The sequence below is a fragment of the Bacillus sp. OTU2372 genome, assembly GCF_038440275.1.
In the GTDB taxonomy this organism is placed as follows: domain Bacteria; phylum Bacillota; class Bacilli; order Bacillales; family Cytobacillaceae; genus Neobacillus; species Neobacillus bataviensis_B.
In genome coordinates this window covers 38,394-60,453 of the sequence record NZ_JASATK010000023.1, presented here as the reverse complement: position 1 = coordinate 60,453, position 22,060 = coordinate 38,394, and the positions used below count along the sequence as shown (strand labels likewise).

General features: G+C 40.3%; 19 protein-coding genes. 10 read left to right on the top strand and 9 right to left on the bottom strand.

Annotated elements, in window-relative coordinates:
- Window positions 1-226 precede the first annotated feature (226 nt).
- A complete protein-coding gene (gene acpS, locus AAHB15_RS24585; protein WP_144568346.1) occupies window positions 227-574 on the bottom strand; it encodes a holo-ACP synthase in 348 nt (115 codons plus the stop codon).
- A 310-nt stretch (window positions 575-884) separates the two neighbouring features.
- On the opposite strand from acpS, the gene AAHB15_RS24580 reads away from it, so the two are divergent.
- A complete protein-coding gene (locus AAHB15_RS24580; RefSeq protein ID WP_446715897.1) occupies window positions 885-1,388 on the top strand; it encodes a rhomboid family intramembrane serine protease in 504 nt (167 codons plus the stop codon).
- A 37-nt stretch (window positions 1,389-1,425) separates the two neighbouring features.
- Here AAHB15_RS24580 and AAHB15_RS24575 read toward each other — a convergent pair whose 3' ends face one another.
- Window positions 1,426-2,862, bottom strand: coding sequence for a PH domain-containing protein (locus AAHB15_RS24575; RefSeq protein WP_335572731.1), 1,437 nt, complete (start codon window positions 2,860-2,862; stop codon window positions 1,426-1,428).
- A complete protein-coding gene (locus AAHB15_RS24570; protein WP_335572732.1) occupies window positions 2,855-3,334 on the bottom strand; it encodes a PH domain-containing protein in 480 nt (159 codons plus the stop codon). Before AAHB15_RS24570 ends, AAHB15_RS24575 begins: the two co-directional genes overlap by 8 nt.
- Before the next feature lie 192 nt (window positions 3,335-3,526).
- On the opposite strand from AAHB15_RS24570, the gene AAHB15_RS24565 reads away from it, so the two are divergent.
- From AAHB15_RS24565 to menC, 5 genes are read left to right on the top strand one after another with little or no spacing between them, the layout of a single operon-like run.
- A complete protein-coding gene (locus AAHB15_RS24565) occupies window positions 3,527-4,372 on the top strand; it encodes a MurR/RpiR family transcriptional regulator (protein WP_335572733.1) in 846 nt (281 codons plus the stop codon).
- A gap of 27 nt (window positions 4,373-4,399) precedes the next feature.
- Window positions 4,400-5,533, top strand: a complete 1,134-nt coding sequence (locus AAHB15_RS24560) for an amidohydrolase (RefSeq protein WP_335572734.1) — start codon at window positions 4,400-4,402, stop codon at window positions 5,531-5,533.
- A gap of 23 nt (window positions 5,534-5,556) precedes the next feature.
- The gene (locus AAHB15_RS24555; protein WP_335572735.1) at window positions 5,557-7,038 is read left to right on the top strand and encodes an amino acid permease; all 1,482 of its coding nucleotides are present in this window, start codon (window positions 5,557-5,559) and stop codon (window positions 7,036-7,038) included.
- A gap of 21 nt (window positions 7,039-7,059) precedes the next feature.
- Window positions 7,060-7,887 carry a GNAT family N-acetyltransferase gene (locus tag AAHB15_RS24550; protein WP_335572736.1) on the top strand — a complete coding sequence of 276 codons (828 nt, stop codon included), beginning with the start codon at window positions 7,060-7,062 and terminating at the stop codon, window positions 7,885-7,887.
- A gap of 27 nt (window positions 7,888-7,914) precedes the next feature.
- A complete protein-coding gene (menC, locus tag AAHB15_RS24545) occupies window positions 7,915-9,027 on the top strand; it encodes an o-succinylbenzoate synthase (protein WP_335572737.1) in 1,113 nt (370 codons plus the stop codon).
- Between the two features lie 176 nt (window positions 9,028-9,203).
- Here menC and uvsE read toward each other — a convergent pair whose 3' ends face one another.
- Window positions 9,204-10,166 (bottom strand): UV DNA damage repair endonuclease UvsE, encoded by a 963-nt coding sequence (gene uvsE, locus AAHB15_RS24540; protein ID WP_335572738.1) that lies wholly within the window; start codon window positions 10,164-10,166, stop codon window positions 9,204-9,206.
- Window positions 10,167-10,287: 121 nt separating this feature from the next.
- On the opposite strand from uvsE, the gene AAHB15_RS24535 reads away from it, so the two are divergent.
- From AAHB15_RS24535 to AAHB15_RS24525, 3 genes are all read left to right on the top strand, one after another.
- Entirely contained in the window at window positions 10,288-11,832 is a 1,545-nt protein-coding gene (locus tag AAHB15_RS24535; protein ID WP_342043542.1) for a spore germination protein, read from the top strand.
- Complete coding sequence (locus AAHB15_RS24530) at window positions 11,829-12,992, top strand: Ger(x)C family spore germination protein (protein ID WP_335572740.1); 1,164 nt, start codon at window positions 11,829-11,831, stop codon at window positions 12,990-12,992. The genes AAHB15_RS24535 and AAHB15_RS24530 overlap by 4 nt, the downstream gene beginning before the upstream one ends.
- Window positions 12,993-13,218: 226 nt before the next feature.
- Complete coding sequence (locus tag AAHB15_RS24525) at window positions 13,219-14,325, top strand: GerAB/ArcD/ProY family transporter (protein WP_335572741.1); 1,107 nt, start codon at window positions 13,219-13,221, stop codon at window positions 14,323-14,325.
- A gap of 40 nt (window positions 14,326-14,365) precedes the next feature.
- Here AAHB15_RS24525 and AAHB15_RS24520 read toward each other — a convergent pair whose 3' ends face one another.
- From AAHB15_RS24520 to AAHB15_RS24500, 5 genes are all read right to left on the bottom strand, one after another.
- Entirely contained in the window at window positions 14,366-15,865 is a 1,500-nt protein-coding gene (locus AAHB15_RS24520; RefSeq protein ID WP_144568359.1) for a DEAD/DEAH box helicase, read from the bottom strand.
- Between the two features lie 218 nt (window positions 15,866-16,083).
- On the bottom strand, window positions 16,084-16,782 hold the full coding sequence (locus AAHB15_RS24515; protein WP_335572772.1) for an alpha/beta hydrolase: 699 nt from the start codon (window positions 16,780-16,782) through the stop codon (window positions 16,084-16,086).
- Window positions 16,783-16,802: 20 nt separating this feature from the next.
- Window positions 16,803-18,182 (bottom strand): UDP-N-acetylmuramoyl-tripeptide--D-alanyl-D-alanine ligase, encoded by a 1,380-nt coding sequence (locus tag AAHB15_RS24510; RefSeq protein WP_335572742.1) that lies wholly within the window; start codon window positions 18,180-18,182, stop codon window positions 16,803-16,805.
- A gap of 90 nt (window positions 18,183-18,272) precedes the next feature.
- A complete protein-coding gene (locus AAHB15_RS24505) occupies window positions 18,273-19,352 on the bottom strand; it encodes a D-alanine--D-alanine ligase (RefSeq protein ID WP_144568361.1) in 1,080 nt (359 codons plus the stop codon).
- A gap of 262 nt (window positions 19,353-19,614) precedes the next feature.
- Window positions 19,615-20,391, bottom strand: coding sequence for a hypothetical protein (locus tag AAHB15_RS24500; RefSeq protein ID WP_098531709.1), 777 nt, complete (start codon window positions 20,389-20,391; stop codon window positions 19,615-19,617).
- A 248-nt stretch (window positions 20,392-20,639) separates the two neighbouring features.
- Here AAHB15_RS24500 and mgtE point away from each other — a divergent pair, with 248 nt between their 5' ends.
- Window positions 20,640-21,998: a magnesium transporter gene (mgtE, locus tag AAHB15_RS24495; RefSeq protein ID WP_335572743.1), complete on the top strand. Its 1,359-nt coding sequence runs from the start codon at window positions 20,640-20,642 to the stop codon at window positions 21,996-21,998.
- The last annotated feature ends 62 nt before the right edge of the window (window positions 21,999-22,060 follow it).

The window sequence follows — 22,060 nt, the reverse complement described above, 5'->3', positions numbered from 1 at the left end:
ATTATCAAAGAAGAGAAAGGCAGGAATCAGGCTTATAAACCATAGCTGACCTTGTCTCTCCTATTTCCCTATGAATATATGAGACAACCATGGGGATTATTCTTACAAACAGCAAAATTGAAGCGGAAGGAAGCGCCTTGATCAGGCCCCCGAGCCCCTAGGCGCTGCAGCTAGATAGTATTGAAGTCAAATATGGTTAGTTATTCGAGCCACTTATTAATACCTTTTAACCTTCTATCACCACTTGAGCAACAGCATATTCCCTGCTATGTGAAATAGACAAATGTGACTGAACCTCTGGTTTTCGAAAAAACGGTTTTCCGGAGCCATCCGTCTCAATCTCCATGTCTTGAAAAGATAGTTCTCGTCCTATTCCAGTCCCAAATGCCTTGGAAAAGGCTTCTTTTGCTGCAAATCTTCCAGCTAAGAATTCCACTTTTCTTGACTCAGATAAGTCTTCATACTTTTTCTTTTCGTCAACCGTTAAGATCCGATCGACCAACTTGCTTTGCTTGTTGATTAATTCGCGAATTCTATGCAATTCAATAATATCAATGCCAATTCCTTTAATCATGGTTTATCATCCTTCTATTTAATTTACAGTCAGCATAATAGTGTACAAGACCAAAAAACGGTTAAGATGTAATTGAAAGGGGGTTTTAACCATATTTAACAGAACCGAAAGTTTTCGTGAATTTATCCGCTTTTATCCGATGGTCTCTCTAATTACAACAATTCACTTAGTATTATACCTTTTAACCATTCTTCCCATATTCCCAAACAATTGGATCTTTGAGACTCTCTCAGGCGTGAATCTTTATATTATGGAAGGAGAAGTTTGGAGACTAATCACTCCTACTTTTATGCATAGCGGTTTTTCGCATATGCTGTTTAATAGTTTTTCCCTTATCCTATTTGGACCAGCTTTGGAACGGATGCTGGGGAGCGGCAAATTTGTATTCATTTACCTTTTCTCCGGTTTCGCTGCTAATGTGGCTACACTAATATTTGAGCCGTTGACCTATACCCACGTTGGTTCAAGCGGGGCCATTTTTGGCCTATTTGGCTATTATATTGCCATTATTATCTTTAGAAAGAGCATGATGTCCCAGCAAAATGCACAAATTATTCTCGTTCTCTGTGCAGTCAGCTTAATTATGACCTTCCTGCAGCCCAATATTAATGTAGTTGCTCATCTGTTTGGATTAATGGGTGGCTTTCTAGTGGGCGCTATTCCATACTTTAATAAAAAAGATCTTTCAGATTCCATTCAGACTACTGCTTCTTGGGCCAGCAGTCAAAGGAGAAATGTCTCCCTTCAATCCCCAGTAAAAGTGCTAATCTGGGCTGTGATAATCATCCTAGCCATTCTAGGGTTTTGGAAATAATATAAGCAAAAAGAACATTTAAAGGGAGTAACCATGTTTATTCCGGGCCGCTCCCTATTTCATCCTCCCGTGAATACCATCTATAAATGCTCTGAAGGTCAGCCTGATCCATGTCGACCACACGGCCTCCTGTATTGACAGCCCCTGACTTGACAAAGACTTCAAGCGTTCCAAGTTCCTTTTTATCTTGAAAATAACTAACGCCCGCCTCTAAACTTTGTATCTTGTTTTTCCTCATATAAATGGTGGTCCGCTTAAAACTCCGGAATTTCAAGCTAAGCTGTTCCCGGCTTAATCCCCAGCCTGCTGATTTATAGTTTAAATAGGCTCTGATCGTCACAAGCACGAGTAAGACTAGAGAAAGCAATCCCCAGCTCTTAAAAAAAATCAATGAAAGTAACACAATCGGTATGGCCACGTACCAGCCGCGAAAAATATACCTCCACATTGCCCGTCTTGGTAATGGCTTAAAAACTTCCGTCATTTCATATTCCGGTAAATAGGGACCAATAATAGCTGGAATATCCTTTACTTTTACGATAGGCAAAAGCATAACATTTGCTCCCTCTATATTTGCAGAGGACCCTCCTGCACTTTCCAAGTATACCGTTCCAAGCCCCAGCATTTGTCTAATCAGATTTTCACTGATTCGGACGGCTTGAATTCTATTCAGCGGAATCGTCATTTGCTTTTTTTCCAGAAGGCCTTGTGAAATAACGAAATCCGTTTCTGTCTGAACAACCGTAAAACCTGCATACTTAAGCATCGTGATCATTAACGAAATAATCCATAATAATAAAAATCCTAAAAACACAATGAACGTTATGAGCATTATATTATGAACAGCCCATGCTTCTACGCCGCCAAATACCTTTTTATAAGGGATTAAGTCATCTAGCTGTGGAAAAATCGCAAAAACAGCAGAAATCACTACCCCCATCCCACCTGATGTCAAGGAAAGCAAGAGTAACTTCTGTGTAGTAAGTTTAAACATCGGCTTTATCTCCGCGGTCGTTTTAAGAGCATCCTGTTTAGCCGCATTGACATGTGCTTGAATCTGTGCAACTTCCCCTTTTGGTATTGCCGATAGCACGGCTTCTGCCTCATCACCGCTGCCCGCTGTCTCAATCTCCACCTTAGCAAGTCCAAATAATCGCTGCAGCAGCCCTTCCGTTATGTTTATGCTCTGAATCCGTTCGAACGGAATGTATCGTTTCTTACGAAGGAATACACCATATTCAATCCGCAGCTCATCTTCCTCAAATCGATAGGTATACCGCATCCAGGACAAGATTCCCGTAAAGAGGGTAATAAGAACCGCTATCAAGGATAGAATTAGAGAGATGAGCAATGATGTTTTACTATCCCGTCCCCCAGAGATGTTGAGAAAAATCATGGGGAGGATGAGATTTCTTATTCTTTTTCCAGTCGTGACAATGCTGGCAACCGGATGAAGTCGTTTTGGTTCAGACATCTTCTTCTGCCACCCTTGCTAATTTTGAAATAAACTTTCGCAGTTTTTCTGCTTCATCTTCTTCTAAAGCAGGGATTTCATGTGCCGTTGCTGCTGTATGTATGAGAACAGAGGCTAATTTATACTTTCTTAAAAGCGGTCCTTGAATAGTATCGACATGCTGCACACGAACCATCGGAACTAGTGTCCGTGTTTTAATAAAGATCCCCTCCTCCAGTTCCACTTCTTCCTCACGTACCTCATATCTCCAGCTCTTCCATCTAAAGAGTGGAGAAATTACTATATGATAGAGAGGAAAAATCACTCCCAGGGTTATTAAAATAATGGAAATCCAAAAAGGGGCATCAAAAACATCTAATAATAACAGAATTACTGCAGTTATCGTCCAGCCAATCACTGACCTAATCACACCGGAAATTCTCCAGACCGTTAATGCCTTCCTTGAGATTGTATTTTGCGGTTTTGCTAACAAATTATAGCCTCCTCCAAATCGTTAGGAAAAAACTTTCTCTAGTATCAATATATCCCATATGAATACACAAAAAAATATCAACAAATAATCTTTTAATTTATATTTATTTATGATAACGTATAAAAATAAAAAGTATTTACTGCAACATTTATATGAAGTGAAGGATTCCCTTCTTTTAGAAAGGTGGATAAGATGGAGCCACTTCCCTTTAAACAATTAGTTAAGGATCAATTTAACCATTTATCGGCAGGGCAAAAGAAAGTTGCCAATTACCTGATTGATAATTTAGATAAGGCTGCCTTTAAGACGGCTTTTCAAATTGGTCAGCAGGCATCGGTTAGCGAAACCACCGTCATCCGCCTTTCATACGCATTAGGATTTCAAGGATTTAGCCAAATGCAGGATCTCATTCAGCGGCAGATGCTATTGCAAAACCAAACCGCAGCGGCTGCCGCCCCGATTCAACCGACAGATAAACATGTTTTTACAAAGGTTATAGAAAACCAGATTGATATATTAAGGAATCTGCTAGACACTGCAAATATCCAAGAGATATGGAAAGCCGTTGAGGCGTTAATCAAGGCAGACCAAATTTTAATCACAGGCCACCGCATTTCTCATGCGGCCGCCTATTGGTTCTCCTATATGTTGAGTACCATTCGAGAACAGGTAAATCTATGTTCAACGTCAGGAGACTTTTTCGAAAAGTTTTCCAATCTGACTAAAGACTCAGTTGTTGTTGTGTTTTCGTTTCCACGCTATTCCAATGAAACCATAAAAATTGCTGAGTGTGCAGTAGAGAATGGAATTACCCTTATCTCGATAACCGATCGCCTTCTATCTCCTGCGGGAAGAATTTCCGACATCATACTAACTACTGAGGAAAATGCCGAAACAGGCACGAACTCCATTGCATCGGTTATTAGTTTATTAGATTTAGTGATAGTGGGAATCCAACAGAAAGATCAGGAGCGGATATTATCCTATCAGCAAAAACTGGAGAAGCTTTATACAACGTTTAATGTATTTAATGAATAGGATTAGAAGTTTAAGAGGTGAAAAGATTTGAATCCGCTAGACTTTATTGAGCAGCATAAAGAAGAGTTACTAACAACCTATCAAGAGCTTCATTGCCTGGCGGAACCCAGCTGGCATGAAAAGAAAACTTCCAGCTACATTGCAGAAAAACTGCAAACGGCCGGCTTCAGCGTAAAAAGGTTTAACGATCATTACGGAATAATCGCTGAAATACAGGGAACCTCTGGCCAAGTCGTGGCACTGCGGGCAGATATGGATGCATTGGTCCAAGAAGTGAATGGTGTGGTTAGACCCAATCATTCCTGTGGTCATGACGGACACAGCACAATGGTCCTATATACAGCACTGGCTCTGGCCTCAATCGACCTCAAACCAAAGTATACATTAAGATTCATTTTCCAGCCTGCCGAAGAAAAAGGAGAAGGCGCGCTAAAAATGATGGACGATGGTGCACTAGACAACGTCAGCTTATTATTTGGCACCCATGTACGGCCAGTTAGTGAGCTTCCCTATCGGAAGGCCTCCCCTGTGATTATTCATGGTTCAGCCGGTACGATTCGGGGAAATATAAAGGGACGACAAGCACATGCAGCCCGGCCAAACGAAGGAATCAACGTAATTGAGGCAGCTGCCCTACTAGTGCAGAACCTTAAGGAAATTGATTTACAAACAGATGTTCCATACTCAATTAAAATGACACAGCTGACGACGGAAAGTGAAGCAACTAACGTAATCCCAGAAACGGCGCATTTTGCTCTTGATGTAAGAGCACATTCCAACGAAGTTATGTCCCTGCTTGATCAGAGGACTAAAGCCGCGATGGAATTGGCAGCGGAGCAAACTGGAGCAGCCTTCACCTGGTCTATGGAGGAATTTGTTCCCGCCGCTGTTAAAAACGAAAGAGCGATGAAAATGGCGGAAAAGGCCATTGAAGAGGTACTCGGCGAAGAAAATGTTGTTTCGGTCTGTATCTCCCAAGGGGCTGAGGACTTTCATTTTTACACCGCGAAAAATCCCGGTCTTGCTGCTACGATGATTGGTTTAGGCTGCGGTTTAACACCGGGGTTACATCATCCCGAAATGAAATTTAATCTAGATGCATTAATATATGGAACGAAAATATTAACACAAACGTTGTTAACAGCATTACAAGAAACTTAAAAAACAATTAGGAGAGTTGTGCAATGGAAGATACAGCACGTAAAATAGATACAACCATTGAGCGAATTAAAGCTCAAGAACCTTTGGAAAGAAAGTTAAAGACTAGACACCTATCGATGATTGCCATCGGTGGAACGATTGGTACGGGATTATTTTTAGCAAGTGGTGCAACGATTGCGGACGCAGGTCCTGGTGGAGCTCTTGCAGCCTATTTAATTGCCGGAATTATGGTTTATTTTATTATGACAAGCTTAGGAGAAATGTCGGCGTTTATTCCAATCACCGGCTCGTTCAGCACGTATTCGGACCGCTTTGTCGACCCTGCTCTTGGCTTTGCAGTCGGCTGGAATTATTGGTATAACAACGCTATTATTGTTGCCCTTGAATTATCAGCTTCCTCACTGATTATGAAATATTGGTTTCCGGATGTCCCAGGGATTGTTTGGAGTGCCATCTTCCTTGTGTTGATATTTGGATTAAATATTTTATCTGTAAAGGGTTACGGTGAATCTGAATTCTGGTTTGCAATTATCAAGGTTGCTACAATTATTATATTCATTGTGTTAGGTTTATTAATGATTTTTGGAATCATGAAGGGCCATACAGGCGGCTTCGAAAACTTTACAAAAGGCGAAGCACCATTTAAAGGCGGATTCCTTTCGATTTTAAGTGTGTTCATGATTGTCGGTTTCTCGTTCCAAGGCACAGAACTTGTCGGGGTTGCGGCTGGTGAAAGTGAAAATCCGGAAAAGAACATGCCAAAGGCGATTAAACAGATTTTTTGGAGAATTTTATTATTCTACGTTTTAGCGATTTTTATTATCGGCTGTTTAGTAAGCTACAAAGATCCATTATTATTAAGCACAGATGTCAAAGACGTGGCAGTAAGTCCGTTTACACTAGTTTTTAAAAATGCCGGCCTTGCCTTTGCTGCCGCCTTAATGAATACCGTTATTCTTACCGCCGTACTTTCTGCAGGTAACTCTGCACTATATGCTGCATCACGTGTATTATGGGTTTTGGCGAAGGAAGGCAAAGCTCCTTCGTTCTTAAAGCAAGTAAGCAAAAAAGGTCTTCCTACTAATGCTTTATTGGTATCAACCATGATTGGTATGCTTTGTTTCCTTACTTCTCTGTTCGGTGATGGCACTGTTTACGGCTGGCTATTGAATGCCTCTGGTTTAGCAGGATTCTTATCATGGTTAGGAATTTCTATTTCACACTACCGCTTCCGTAAAGCTTATATTGCGCAAGGAAGAAGTTTATCAGATTTACCATATGTAGCAAAATGGTTCCCGCTTGGACCAATCCTAGCAACAGTTTTATGCTTAGTAGCTGTCTTCGGTCAAAATTATGGCGCCTTTTTTGGTCCAAAAATTGATTGGTACGGTGCATTGGTATCTTATATTGGCCTTCCTCTATTCCTATTAGCTTATTTTGGCTACAAGGTTGTGAAAAAGACCAAATTGGTTCCATTGCAAAATGCGGATTTCAGCCGCGAATAGTTTTTAATGGGGGAATTGACATTGACAACGGAACAAATCGAAATTCGATCCCTGTATACGATAAAAGAGCTAGAAGAAGTACGCAGACTTGAAAGTAAAATATGGGGGGAGTCTGACTCCATTCCCACACACCAAACCATTACCGCCGTCAAAAACGGCGGTTTAGTGCTTGGTGCCTATTGTGGCAATCAGCTTATTGCGTTTCAATACAGCTTCCCAGGCTTTAACGGCCAGTCTGTCTACCTTTGCTCTCATATATTAGGGACCGATAAACACTTTCGTAATAATGGGATAGGTGAAAAATTAAAACTAGCCCAACGCAATGAAGCATTAAAACTTGGCTACTCCCTTATCACCTGGACGTATGATCCACTTGAAAGCATTAATGGATATTTGAACATTGGCAAGCTTGGCGGTGTGGTCTCTACTTATCTTCCAAACTGCTACGGCGAAATGGAAGATTTGTTAAACAGTGGACTCCCATCTGACCGCTTCCTTGTCGAGTGGCATATCCGTGACGAAAAATCTGTTGATAGTATCGGGAACGCTTTCGAACAAGACTTTGTTTTGACGAACTCGATTCTGCAGTGGGACGTAAATGATAAAGGGCAGCCCGTTGTATTGCCTTTTACACTTAAAGACTTACATAATAATACGATTCAATTTGTGCCTGTCCCCAAAAACTATCGGTCGATTCGTGAAACAGACATCGAGCTTGCTGGTGACTGGCGAATGCGAACAAGGGACGCTTTTTCTGAGCTGTTTGACCAAGGCTGGCAGGTCAGCGGTTTTAAAAAAATCAGCAATCCGGAGATTCCGGTAAATTTCTATATTCTCACTAGGAACTAACCCGAAGAGTTAAAGGAGACTATTGGTATGAAGATTAAGCAAGTCATTTTAAGACACTTAAAACTAGATTTACTCTACCCTTTTACAACTAGCTTTGGAACCGAATATGATAAAGATTTTATTTTGGTGGAAGTCAAAAACGAGGACGGTCTCTCAGGCTGGGCCGAATCTGTAGCGATGCTCGATCCGCTTTATAATGAAGAGACTGTCAAAACTAATTGGCATATCCTAGAGGATTATTTGATCCCTATCGTTTTAAAAAATGACATCCAGCATCCCGATGAACTGTTTGAGAAGTGGTTTGCTCACTTACGCGGCAATTATATGGCTAAAGCAGCAATTGAGGGGGCTGTTTGGGATTTGTATGCAAAAGAACAGAACATGTCTCTTGCCCGTGCTCTTGGTTGTGAAAGATCCAAAATTGATGTTGGTGTCAGCATTGGAATTAAGGACTCTATTGAAGAAACGATAGAAACGATTGGTGAACGCCTTGAGGAAGGTTATAAGCGGGTAAAATTGAAAATTAGGCCCGGCTGGGATGTTGCTTTAATTGATCGGGTTCGCCAGGAATACCCTGATATTCCGTTAATGGCGGATGCCAATTCTGCCTATACGCTCGATGATATGGACCGTTTGGTTGCATTAGATGATTATCAGTTAATGATGATTGAGCAGCCTTTGGCCCATAATGATATTATTGATCATGCTGACTTACAGGCTAGGATGAAAACACCGATTTGTTTAGATGAGAGTATCCATTCTGTCGAGGATGCACGAAAGGCCTTGAAGCTTGGCAGCTGTAAAATTATTAATATTAAGATTGGGCGTGTTGGCGGGTTAACAGAATCACGCAAACTCCATGATTTCTGCCAGGCTAATGATATCCCGGTATGGTGCGGGGGGATGCTTGAGTCCGGGGTCGGCCGTGCCCATAATATTGCAATTACCTCTTTGCCGAATTTTACTCTGCCAGGTGATACTGCTGCTTCTTCGCTTTATTGGGCTGAGGATATTATTGAACCTGAAGTAACCGTTCAAAACGGTGAGATTACGGTTCCGACTTCTCCAGGGATTGGGTATGAGACTAATTTGGAAAAGGTTAATAAGTATACCGTTTACAGCAGGACTTATCGTGCTTAAGTTTTGTTGACTGAGGTGGCCCTTCGTTGAGGGGCCACTTTTGTTTTGTCTTAGAGATTGAGTATTCTTTCGGGGAATGAAGGACAGTACCGAGCTTGGCACTTCACAAATTGTCCTTCATTCTCCTGATGAAAGACAAAACCGATCTCAGTTCTCCACATTTCGTCCTTCATCCCCTACTCCACCACAAAATTAGTCTGATCAAGCCACTTAAATCCCCCGCGCTCCTTCAAATCCCGAACCAATTGAAACAGTGCCCCATCCTTTTGCTTCGCTTCAATCATACAATGAATCTCCGGCACACTCCCCTTTATTTCATTTACAAACGTCATAAACATTTCCGGATCAACGTTATCGGCATGCGCTCGAAACTCCTTCTTCGATCGCGGGCTTGAAATATGCATTTTAATCGGCAGGGCGGAATGTTTCCAAGTGGTAACAACCCGTTCCCAATCAGACACCCAACCCTCCTCTTCGTGGTTTGCAAGGTGGTGATGGTAATCAAACACCATCGGAATTCCTAACTTCTCACAAAGATATAACGTGTCTTTAACTGTAAAAGTAGTATCATCATTTTCTAACATAATCATCTTTTGAATACCGGGCTTAATATATCCCCAATTATGAATAAATTGTTCCAGCGCTTTCTCTTTATCCTCGTACCCTCCGCCAATATGCAGGACACAACGATGCTCGGGATTGATTGCCATTCCCTTCAAGAGAGCCTCATGCATCGATAAGGTCTTAAGTGAGTTTTTTAAAATATCCTTATCTAATGAATTCAACACAACAAAATGATCAGGATGGAAATCAATTCTCGCAGGGTGCTCCTTTAAAAAATCGGCTAATTTTTCAAGTGGCTCTTTCAGAGGCTTGATATAGTCCCAATCAAGTAAATCCTCATGATTGGCGAGTGGAATCAGCCGTGAGCTAAATCGGAAAAACTGAATATCATTCCCTACATTATGCTTAAGGAGGCGCAGACAATTCTCTAAATTAGATTCAGCAATCCTTTCTAATTTCCGAATCGCAGCTTCACGGTCCTTTATTTTGGAGAATTGGGCAAACGTCATGGTTTGAGAGGGGGATGCGTGCTGTAGTTCTACACTCATCGCTACATACCCTAGTTTCACAATCATATCTTCCACCTCTACTCAGTCAATATTATTATTCTCACCTATCTATTTTTTTCAACTACAAATTATTTACTTTAAATAGGGAAATCTAAAAAAAAGTTTTGTGGAAAGAGTGAACACCACCATGCCCATTTTTTCAAAAGTAAAAAAACAAACCCCAAACAGCAATACTCCTGAACAAGTTTTTTTAGGAGAAGATTTTGATGTCCGGTATAAATGGCTGATGCAGTCATTTAATCAATGCTCTGATATCACAATCTATGAATTAACCGCTAACCACACGCGCTGCGGGATTGTTTACTTACAGGAAATGGTTGATGAAAAATTATTTGATGAGCAGGTCCTATCCTATATCGTCAATGAGGATTTTGCCTCCTCACACCAGGAATTTATTCATAAATTACTTGAATTAAAATTGATTAGCTCAATGTCAAGCAGTGTTCTGACCGATATGCAAAAGGCAGTAGAACTTGTCCTTGATGGAAATATATTAATTTTTTTCGAGGGCGACCAGCGGATGCTTGCCTTCCCATTACAAAAATTTGAGAAAAGAGCTATCAGTGAGCCGGCAAATGAAAATGTAATCAGAGGACCTAGAGAAGCATTTGTTGAGGATATTCATACGAACATTACCCTTATTCGCAGGAAGATCAAGTCGCCCTCCTTAAAAATGGAACAGCTTGTGTTAGGGGATTATACAAAAACAAAAGTAGTCATTGGTTACCTAGAAGGAATATGCAAGCCAGAAATCATTGAAGAAGTGAGACAGCGGATTGGTCGTATTCAAATGGATGGTGTATTAGGAAGCAGTTATATAGAAGAGAATATTGATGATTTCCCATTATCACCCTTTCCGCAGTCACAAAAAACAGAGCGTCCGGATGTCGTTGCTGCAGCCCTGCTCGAAGGAAGAGTGGCTATTTTTGTAGATGGAACACCTATCCCTCTTATTGTACCGGTTATCCTTACTATGTTTCTTCAATCACCGGAAGATTATTATCAACGCTATGTTTTCGCCAATTTCGTCCGATGGCTGCGAATGGCTTTTCTAGTTATATCACTGCTGTTTCCATCCTTCTATATTGCGCTGACCACCTTTCATCCTGTGATGATTCCATCCGACTTATTATTGAGTGTAGCAGCTGCAAGAGATTTAGTTCCATTTCCAGCATTGGTAGAGGCCCTTATTATGGAACTAACCTTTGAAGCATTAAGAGAAGCAGGGCTTCGAGTACCTAAGGCAATCGGTCAAGCCATTAGTATACTAGGTGCACTAGTCATTGGGCAAGCAGCCGTTCAAGCAGGAATCGTTTCTGCGCCAATGGTCATTATTGTTTCCTTAACAGGGATTGCTTCCTTTATCGTACCGTATTTTGATTTGGGTTTTTCGATTCGTCTGCTCCGTTTTCCCATTATGATTTTATCTGGAAGTTTTGGCATTTTTGGATTGATGATTGGCTGTCTTCTCATTTATATCCATTTGGTTCACCTTCGTTCTTTTGGAATGCCATACCTTACACCAATTGCACCAATCCGCGCTAATGATTTAAAGGATACCTTTTTACGAGTCCCTTGGTGGTTAATGAAACGTCGTCCTTCGTTCGTTGGCACAAATGATCATAAGAGATCTAATCTTAATTATCCATTTGTGGAGGAGGATGAGGATTGAATAAAGCCCTTATTTTCTCAATGGTTATTTGCACGTTTTTTTTAACAGGATGCTGGTCTCGTATAGAAATAAATGAGCGAGCGTTTGTCTCAGCCATCCTAGTGGATAAAGGGAAAAATGGCAATATTGATGTTACCTTAACCTTTCCACTTCCCAATCGACTTGCTACAGGTCAATCAGGCGGAACGCTGTCATTAGGGAAACCTTATGCAACCTTAACTTATTCAGGCGCAAATATCTCACAAGCCTTTCATAAAATGCAGGTTGATTTGCCACGGAAAGTTAGTTTTGGACAAGCGAAACTTTTGATTATTGGTCAAGAAATGGCCAGGGAAGGGATAACCAAGATATTGGAATTTATTATTCGTGAACCCAGCCTTAACATTAATCTAGCTATGTTTGTAACACCTGGAAAGGCAAAGAATATTATTAACATGGTTCCAACCTTTGAGCGGTCGCAATCACGAATACTGTTAGGTTTCACCAAAAATGATATTGCCCTATTAACTACACCTAAGGACTTTCTTGAAACAGTAAATGGTGATATGGCAGTCAGTATTTTAAAAGTAGGTAAACGCAAAATGGTTAGCGAAAATGGAAAAAAAGTTGTTTGGGTTGGTACAGATGGAGTCGCCTTATTCAAAAATTACAAAATGGTCGCTAAGCTAACATCTTATGAAGGACGTGGTGCCTTGTGGCTGCGAAACACGATCAAGCGTGCACTGGTCACGATTCAATCACCAACGGATCACAAAGAAATTAGCTTAACCGTATTGCAGGCAAAAGCAAAAATTCATCCTTCAAAAAGCGAACCATATACGTTTGATGTTCACTTCAATGTCGAAGATGACCTTTCGGAATCGGACTCAACAATCGATTTAAGTAAGGAGACAAATATTAATAAATTAGAATTAATTGCAGAAAAAGATATTAGAGAAAGGATTGAGGGTGCCTTTACTGCCTCTAAAAAAGCTGGTGCAGATGCCTTTCAATTTGGTGAATATTTATCATGGTATAAACCAAAAATATGGGAAAAATCTGAAAGGAACTGGTCTTCACTTTATCAAGACAAAGTAAAGCTTAATATCTATGTCGATCTAAAGATAAAACGAAGGGGTACAGAGAATAATCCATTTTGGACAAAGGAACTAAGCCCATGATTATCATTATTTTATTTTTCATTATTATCTTTTTTTACGAATGGAATTACCTTAAGAATCGAAAGCGCAAAAAAAGAACATTCTTCATCGTTTTAGGTATTATGGGTGTTTCTTTCTGTTATTGTACTTCTACATATCTTTTCAAGTATAGTCTGAATCCCAATGAATTAATTGAAATCCTATTTAGACCGCTGCAAGAAAAGATTATAAGTTAGGTGGGGCATCGTTGAAAACTGAGGGGATCTCTCAACATCAAATCATCCATTTTTTAATTCTCTTTTTTTTCTCTACATTTGTTGGGTTTTCTTCGGTCCAACTCGTTAAAATGTCACAATATGATTCCTTAATTGTCATTTTTATCGGAGGATTAAGTGCAGTCGCTCAAGCCTTAATAGGAATAAAACTTGCCAACCGAAGACCAGATCAATTTATTGTGACTTATGGAAAAGAAATCTTTCCTTACTGGATCCATCTCTTCCTTATGGGGGCAATGTTCTTTTTTTGCTTTCATGGCAGTGCCTTTATGTTAAGAGAGTATGAGGACTTCATTATCCAAGTCTATCTGCCGGAAACACCAAACTGGGCCATCGGGATTCTCTTTGGTGGTACTGTCGCCATAATGGCTCGATTAGGTATCGTGACGCTATTTCGATCAGCGCAAGGTTTATTTTTTATCACCATCTTAGCCATTCTTTTAAACACGGTCTTTGTTGGAAGAGAGCTAAGATGGGAGCGTTCGATTGCTTTTATAACCAATCATGATTTCGAAGGTATTCTACAAGGAAGTTATTTTATTTCGCCTTTTTTCTGCGAGATAGTTCTATTAATTTTTATCTATCCCTATATTATGGATAAGGAAAAAACAAGAAGATCGCTTTTCTGGGCGATATTCTTTTCGGTTAGTCTGATTATCGTCTATATTAGCTTTTTATTACTTCTGTTTGGCCCAAATTTAACCGCTCATTTAGCCTTCCCAATATTAGAGATGGTTCGATTCATTAAAATTGCTGAATTTATTGAGAACTTAGATCCTCTCTTGATTGCCGTGTGGTCTACAATGGTTTATATCAAAATTAGTTTTTTCTTTTATCTGGCCGTTCAAATCCTTGCTCAGTTATTAAAACTAAAAGATTACAGGCCCCTAACATTTTCATTAGCAGCAGTTGTGGTTTCAATGTCGGTAACTATGGCGGAGAATTTCGCAAATCTTAGTGATGTTTATGAACACTCTTGGCCTACCTTTGCCCTCTGTGTAGAGTCCATCCCTTTATTATATCTTCTAATGGATACCATTAAAAAATATGTAAAGAAAAAGTCGATTAATCCAAACTAAGAAAAAAAGAGCAAGGACTGTGTCCTTGCTCTTCTTACGTTTATTGATGATTATAGCTTCTTGGCTTTGATGACTTACCGCCAGTTCGCTTTTCACCGCTTCTTGGCTTTACCGGTGCTTTTTTTCGGTTACGGTCAGAGTTGTATGAACCTCTAGAATCGTCTCTTCTGCGGCGGTCGCCACGGTCAAACTGTTTTCTATCTCTTTTTTGTGGCAGCGGAGATTCTTCTGTCAATTTTACAGGAGTGGTATCCGGCTCTTTTGTTAACATCTTTAACACTGCAGCCACAACAGTTTGAGCATCATTGCCTTCTAGTAATTCCTGTGCTGCTGCTTTGTAATAATGAAGGTTGTTGGATTCAATTGTTTGAACAATTTTATCTACAACTGCACGTTGTTGACCTTCTAGTGCTTCATCAAGGGTTGGAGCCTGCATTCTTTCCATCTTCCTCTTTGTTGTTTTTTCCACAACAGCAAGGTAAGATTTTTCACGTGGTGTGATGAAAGTCATCGCAACACCCGTCTTTCCGGCACGGCCTGTACGGCCGATACGGTGAACATAGCTTTCCGGATCCTGCGGAATATCAAAATTATATACATGTGTAACGCCGGAAATATCCAGACCCCTTGCCGCTACGTCAGTTGCAACAAGGACATCGACTGTTCCCTCTTTAAACTTTCGAAGGACCGACATACGTTTCGCTTGAGTCAAATCACCATGAATACCCTCTGCTGTATATCCTCTTAAAGTCAATGCTTCCGATAATTCATCAACACGGCGCTTTGTCCGGCCAAAAACAATGGCAAGTTCCGGTGATTGAATATCAAGAAGTCTTGTTAACACATCAAATTTATTTCTTTCTTGCACTTCAATGTAATATTGTTCAATTAAAGGAACGGTCATTTCTTTCGTTTTTACACGAACAATTTGCGGATCCTTCATGAATTTTTCTGCCATTCTTTGAATTGGTCCAGGCATTGTCGCAGAGAACAATAGGGTTTGGCGCTCTGCAGGTGTTGAAGCAAGAATCGATTCAATATCTTCGATGAATCCCATGTTCAACATTTCATCTGCTTCATCAAGAATAACGGTATTAACGGTATCAAGACGCATTGTTTTCCTATTAATGTGGTCTAATACACGTCCAGGAGTTCCAACAATAATATGTGGAGCTTTCTTTAATGAGCGAATTTGGCGGCTGATATCCTGACCACCATAAATTGGCAAGACACGAACTCTTTTTCCTGCTCCAATTTTATACAGTTCTTCCGAAACCTGAATCGCTAATTCTCGAGTTGGCGCAATAATAATCCCTTGGATGGCATCCATTTTTACGTCAACCTTTTCCACCAACGGAATTCCAAAAGCAGCTGTTTTACCTGTTCCTGTTTGAGCTTGCCCGATCAAATCTATACCTTTTAGCCCCAACGGAATCGTTTCTGATTGGATTGGTGTAGCTTCCTCAAAACCCATTTTGAGTACAGCTTTTAAAGTGGCTTGACTTATGCCTAAATCTTCAAACTTTGTCAATGTTTTCATTCTCCTTCATCTATATAAAAAATATTTGGTATATAAGTGCTGAATATACAAACATACGCATCAAAATGCGGTAATTTTCACTTCTTTATTTTACCAAAAAAAAGACATTCTCCAAAAGAGTATGCCTTCAATCATCGTCCTTTAGACACGTTGATGAATATCATACCACTGTTACTATTAATTTGCAATAATGACATCTTTTAAACCATCTTCAAGCCTTAAATAGGCTTTTTCTCCATTAAAAAGTCAAACACTTGAGAAAACAGGGAATCCCGTTCCTCACAGTGGCATATGAGATGCTTGGAATGCTTGATATAGGTGAGTTTTTTCTGCTTTGCACTTATGGTTTGGAATAAATATTCAGCACTTTTGGGCGGCACAATCCCGTCAGATTCCCCTTGTGCAATAAAGGTGGGTACATTTACCTGATGCAATAGAGGTTTAATAAAAGAAACAAGTCTACGGAACTGCAATGTCGCCGCAAAGGGTGTTTCTGTTATTTTTCTTTTATAACGGAGAAATAATTCATTTGCTTGTAAGTTTCCGTTCAGGGAATCCTTGGCTATTTCTTTTATGTCGACAGCTAACTGTTTCGGGTTCAGATAGAAAGCCGCTGCACTTAATAGAACCAGCTTTTTTACAGGATACTTGGCGGCGAGATAACTGGCTATCATACCACCCATAGAAAAACCAACGATATATACCTCTTTACAGGTAACAATCAATTTCGATAATTCAGCCTCGGCATAATCAATCCATTCCTGATATTGAACCCCTTTTAAGGAGCCGGGAACACCGTGTCCCGGCAATGTAGGAACACTAAATTTCCAATCTGTCCGTTCCTGTAAATACTCTGCCAGCGGCTCTACTTCATAAGGAGCACCCGTGAAGCCATGAATAAGCAAGCAGCCAATCATATTCTCACCGCCCATCCCCTTTACTTCTTTTGTAAGGCTTGAACAATCTCCTCTAATCTCATCCCGCGTGAAGCCTTAACAAGGACAAGTGTAGTTTCATCTACATATGTCTTTAATTTTTCAATCAGTTTTGACTTATCTTTAAAAGCAAATACCTTCTCTTCGCTTAAAGCCTGATGGGCTCCTTTGGCAATGTGGCTGCCTAACTCACCATATGTGAACAGATAATCGATTTTTTCCGAATTTAGTCCTGTACCTATTTGCAAATGATACTGCTCTTCCTCTGGACCAAGCTCGAGCATATCCCCCAGCACGAGGATTTTCCGTTTGTATCCCTGAAGATTGGATACCAATTCAATCGCCGCCATCATCGATGTAGGGCTGGCATTATAAGCATCGTTAATGATCTTTTCACCTTGTTTCCCTTCAACAAGTTCCATACGCATGTTAGTAAGCTTAATGTTAGCCAATCCTGCGTTCATTTTTTCAAATGGAATGGAAAAATAATGGGCGATTGACATGGCGGCGAGTGCATTCAATATGTTATGTGTACCAAGAACAGGCAGCTCAAAGACCGTGTCTGAGGCATTTATTTTAAAGGAGTTGCCTTGCTCAATTTGTGTTATATCCTTAGGATAAAGGTCATTCGTTGAATTTCGGCCAAACGTTTGGATATTGATGTTCCCTTTATATTGGAAAATCCTCTCCATTAATAACGGCTCATCACCGTGAAGAACGGCAAGTCCACCCTCACGCAGCCCTTGAAGAATTTCTAGTTTCGCTTCCGCTATCCCTTCTCTTGAACCAAGGTCAAGTAAGTGCGATTCCCCAATGTTAGTAATCACAACGGCATCTGGGCAGGCAAGTTTAGTCAAGAAGGCAATTTCCCCTCGGCCGCTCATCCCCATCTCCAGCACTGCAATCTCTGTGTCTTCATTTAGCCCTAGAACGGTTAAGGGGAGTCCCAGGTGATTGTTATAATTCCCCTCGGTCTTTTGAACCTTATATTGTGTTGATAATAAACTAGCTGTCATATCCTTAGTTGTTGTTTTCCCATTACTGCCAGTAATACCCACTACTTTTACTGATAATTCCTGGCGATATTTACGTGCCATCTCTTGCAGGGCAACAAGACAGTCCTCAACAATTAAGATTGGCAGCCCTTGCGGCGGATTTGGAACATCCTTCTGCCATAGTGCCGCGGCTGCCCCTTTTTGGATTGCCTCTTCCACATGCATATGACCGTCTGAACGTTCACCTTTAAAGGGTACAAATAAATTTCCTGCCTGAATTTTTCGCGTATCGATGGTAACCCCTTCAATAACAACATCTGCGAAAGGGGTAATATCATTTATGGCAGAGGCCATTTCTGAAATCTGCTTCAAAGAACGTTTGATCAATTGGGATACCTCCTTTTTCTCATTATAAATCTACCCACTTTTCTTAAATAGAAACGGACACGGCGTACAAGCCGTGTCTCAATCAATTTATTAAAACGTATACTTAATTTGCTGTTTCTCCGCATGTCTTTCTTGTGCTAGCTGAACCAGGCGTTCAATCAGCTGCGGATATTCTAAGCCTGTATGCTTCCATAAAAGCGGGAACATACTGAAAGGGGTGAAGCCAGGCATTGTATTTACCTCGTTAATTAACGCCTTGCCATCCTTTGTTAAAAAGAAATCTGCACGAACAAGGCCGGAACAGTCTAGTGCCTTAAACGCACGAACAGCCATCTCCTTCATTTCTGCATATTCTTCCTCGGTAATATCCGCAGGGATAATTAGTGCTGTATCCCCGTCTTCATATTTCGCTTTGTAATCATAAAAATCCTTCTTTGGAACAATTTCACCAGCCACAGAGCATTCTGGCTCATCATTGCCAAGGACAGCAATTTCAACTTCGCGAGCAACAACACCTTCTTCAATAATGACTTTGCGGTCAAATTGGAATGCTTCCTCAAAGGCTTTGTCTAACTCAGAACGATTTGTGCATTTGCTAATTCCGACACTAGAGCCAAGGTTTGCTGGTTTCACAAAACACGGATAACCAAGCTGCTCTTCGACACGGGAATAGGCCTCTTCCTTTGCCTTTGCCCATTCACTTTTAATAAAAGAGACATAGTTTACCTGCGAGAGCCCGGCTTGTGCAAAAATATTTTTCATCAACACTTTATCCATCCCGGCGGACGAAGCAAGAACGCCGTTTCCAACATACGGCAAATTGAGGAGTTCTAATAAGCCTTGGACGGTTCCATCCTCGCCGTTCGGTCCGTGTAACAATGGAAAAATAACATCAAGCGGCGCAGATTCTTGCTGATCTGCCTGAAAAAGGGCAGGTGCTAATGATAATGGTGATAATTGTGGCGCATTGGTAAATTCAAGTGCTTGCACATTTTCAACCGGCTCAAGTAACTGCGGCCCTTTAATCCACTGTCCTTCAACATTTATGTAAATTGGATAGATTTCAAATTTTTCAAGATCTAATGCTCGGATGACAGCAAGTGCTGTTTGTAAGGAAACCTTATGCTCCGCGGATTTTCCGCCATATAATAACCCTAGTTTTGTTTTCATTACTATTCCTCCAAATTCTCATTCACATTATATTTTAACACTTTACTAAATAAGATAGGAAATGTAGCAGACCTGTTTTTAAATGTTTTTTCTCATTCATTATTTTATGATGCCTAGTGCTTGCTTCAATACCATCTATCCACATTTTGTCACAATTTCTATCCCACAGGGCTACCTAGAAGTATAAACATAAACTGACTCTAGACAATGATCATTTTTTCCTATAAGAAAAACAGTCCTGCTATTAGGACTGTTCTGCAAACTATATGACATTGAGCTTCCACTCTTTGGTTCTTTTATCAAAGATTAGTTTGGCATGGTAAGGCTTATTGGAGATTTGTTGGTACTCTTCATACATATCATCCATATTGTCAAAATCGCCCATGACCCAGATTGGAATGTCAATTCGTGTTCGCTGGTGTTCCGCATCTCGTAAAGAAATACAAATCCCCTCTTTTATAAACGGGGTTAATGAAAGCAGGATTTCCTTATTGACCTGCGGATATGTCCGTTTTTTCCTAATCCCTAGAATAGATTTTTCAAGCTTTAATTCGCCAAGCTTACCTGCAATCACTTCACTTAATAAATGAAAAAAGTCCTTAAAGCTTCGATAGTAAATTTTGTTATACCAGCCATCATCATGAGCTAGATAAACAAAACGGTTGCTGAGTTTGTTGTAAAAGGGCAACTTTAAGTGCTGCTTCTGATGGCCAAGGAATAATAATTCAGCTAACTCCTGACCTGAAAGTTCATTCAATACTTCTTCCTCAGTAAAATCAATCCAGCAAAAGTTTCCATATCCGTATACATCCTCGGCTGCTAACTTATCAATTCGGTCGTCCGGACAATATTCGAGTAGTGTATGCATATTAAAATCAGCATCATCAAAACGGTGCTTTAGTAAAAGCAAATGATTTAATGAACCTGAAAAAGCAGCAGCAAATTCGCTGAATTCAATACCGTAGGACATTACATACTGGTCTGATTGATTAAGGTGTACATAGATGAGATCCCGTATGTCTTGATGATGCTTTTTCAAAGCCAAACTCCTCCGATCAACCACATGTAATATGTTAACGGACAGTTTCCATGAAACTTCCAATTATACTTTATAAATCCTTCCTTATTTTATCAAATTATAGGCCTAATAGCATATTTCATTTCTTTTACAAAAAATTTTCATCAGTTACACATACTAATTTTATATATCCTTCTCCTTATTATTTGTTCATCTACCATTTTTAACAGCTAATTTTTATCGGCACCCACAGAAAGGGGCAAATAAGTATGATAAAAGATATGACTGCGGATGAAATCAGCCTTTATATTATTAAAACTCTAAAGGAAAACAAAAAAACAGAATTTGAAGCCATCCTCGACGAGCTCCAGCCGTATGATGTGGCTAAAATTTATGAAGACCTTCCGGAAAAGCATAAAGGGAGATTCCTACTTTTTTTAAAGACAGATGTCCTGGCAGATTTGATGGAGGAGCTTGATAAAGAGGAGCAGCTCGAGTTATTAAATATTCTTGGAATCGAAAAGACCAGTAAAGTTTTGGACCTGATGGACAATGATGATTTGGCCCTGTTGTTAAATGAATTGTCTCCTGAAAAGAAGGATTCGCTCCTATCTGGTATGAAAAAAGAAGAATCAAGTGCCGTTCAAGGCATTATGAATTATCCGCCGGAAACAGCCGGTCGAATTATGACCAACCGTTTCGTTTGGATTCGGGACTATTTTACGGTAAGGGAAGCCGTAGACAAGTTTAAAATATTTGCCGAGTTTGCTGAATCCATTAATTATCTGTATGTCATTGATGAGGCCCGCAAGCTTGTTGGTGTTGTTTCTTACCGAGATTTATTGCTGGCAGAACCTGAAGAAAAAATCCGTGAGATTATGTATGAACGGGTGATTTCCGTTTCGGCTGCCACTGACCAGGAAGTCGTCGCTCAAACAGCTGAACGGTATGATTTCTTAGCTATACCGGTAGTCAATGAAAACAACGTCTTGGTCGGGATTGTGACGGTCGATGACATTATTGATATTTTCATCCAGGAGGCAAATGAGGATATTGAAAAATTATCGGCATCAGGGAAATCGATCGATTTTGAAACGAAAACCTTAGTAGCAGCCGCGAGGCGTTTGCCATGGCTGATTTTATTATTATTTATCGGTGTTATTTCGGGAAGGATCATTAGCAGTTTTGAGGAGACCCTGCAACGCGTAGTGGCACTCGCCTTTTTTATGCCAATGATTGCCGGTATGACTGGGAATACCGGGACCCAGTCGCTTGCGGTAGTGGTGCGGGGGCTGATTACACAGGATATTGATAGAAGGGTGATCACTCGCTTAATCGCACGGGAACTTGGTGTTGGGATTACGATTGGTGTGACCTGTGCAATTATTATTGCAATTATTGCTTATATTTGGCAAGGCAATTTAATTTTAGGGGCTGTCGTAGGTTCCTCGCTCTTTTTTACACTGATTATCGGCACCCTCGCAGGTACGATTATTCCTTTAATTTTATACCGCTTGAAGATTGACCCGGCTGTGGCATCAGGACCGCTGATTACCACTTTAAATGATATCTTTTCGCTAATGACTTACTTTGGGATTGCGACTATGTTTCTGAAGCATTTGATGTAATTTCACTATAAAATGAAACCTTTCGCTTATCTAATCGTTAATATAAATGCCACGCTTCTAGA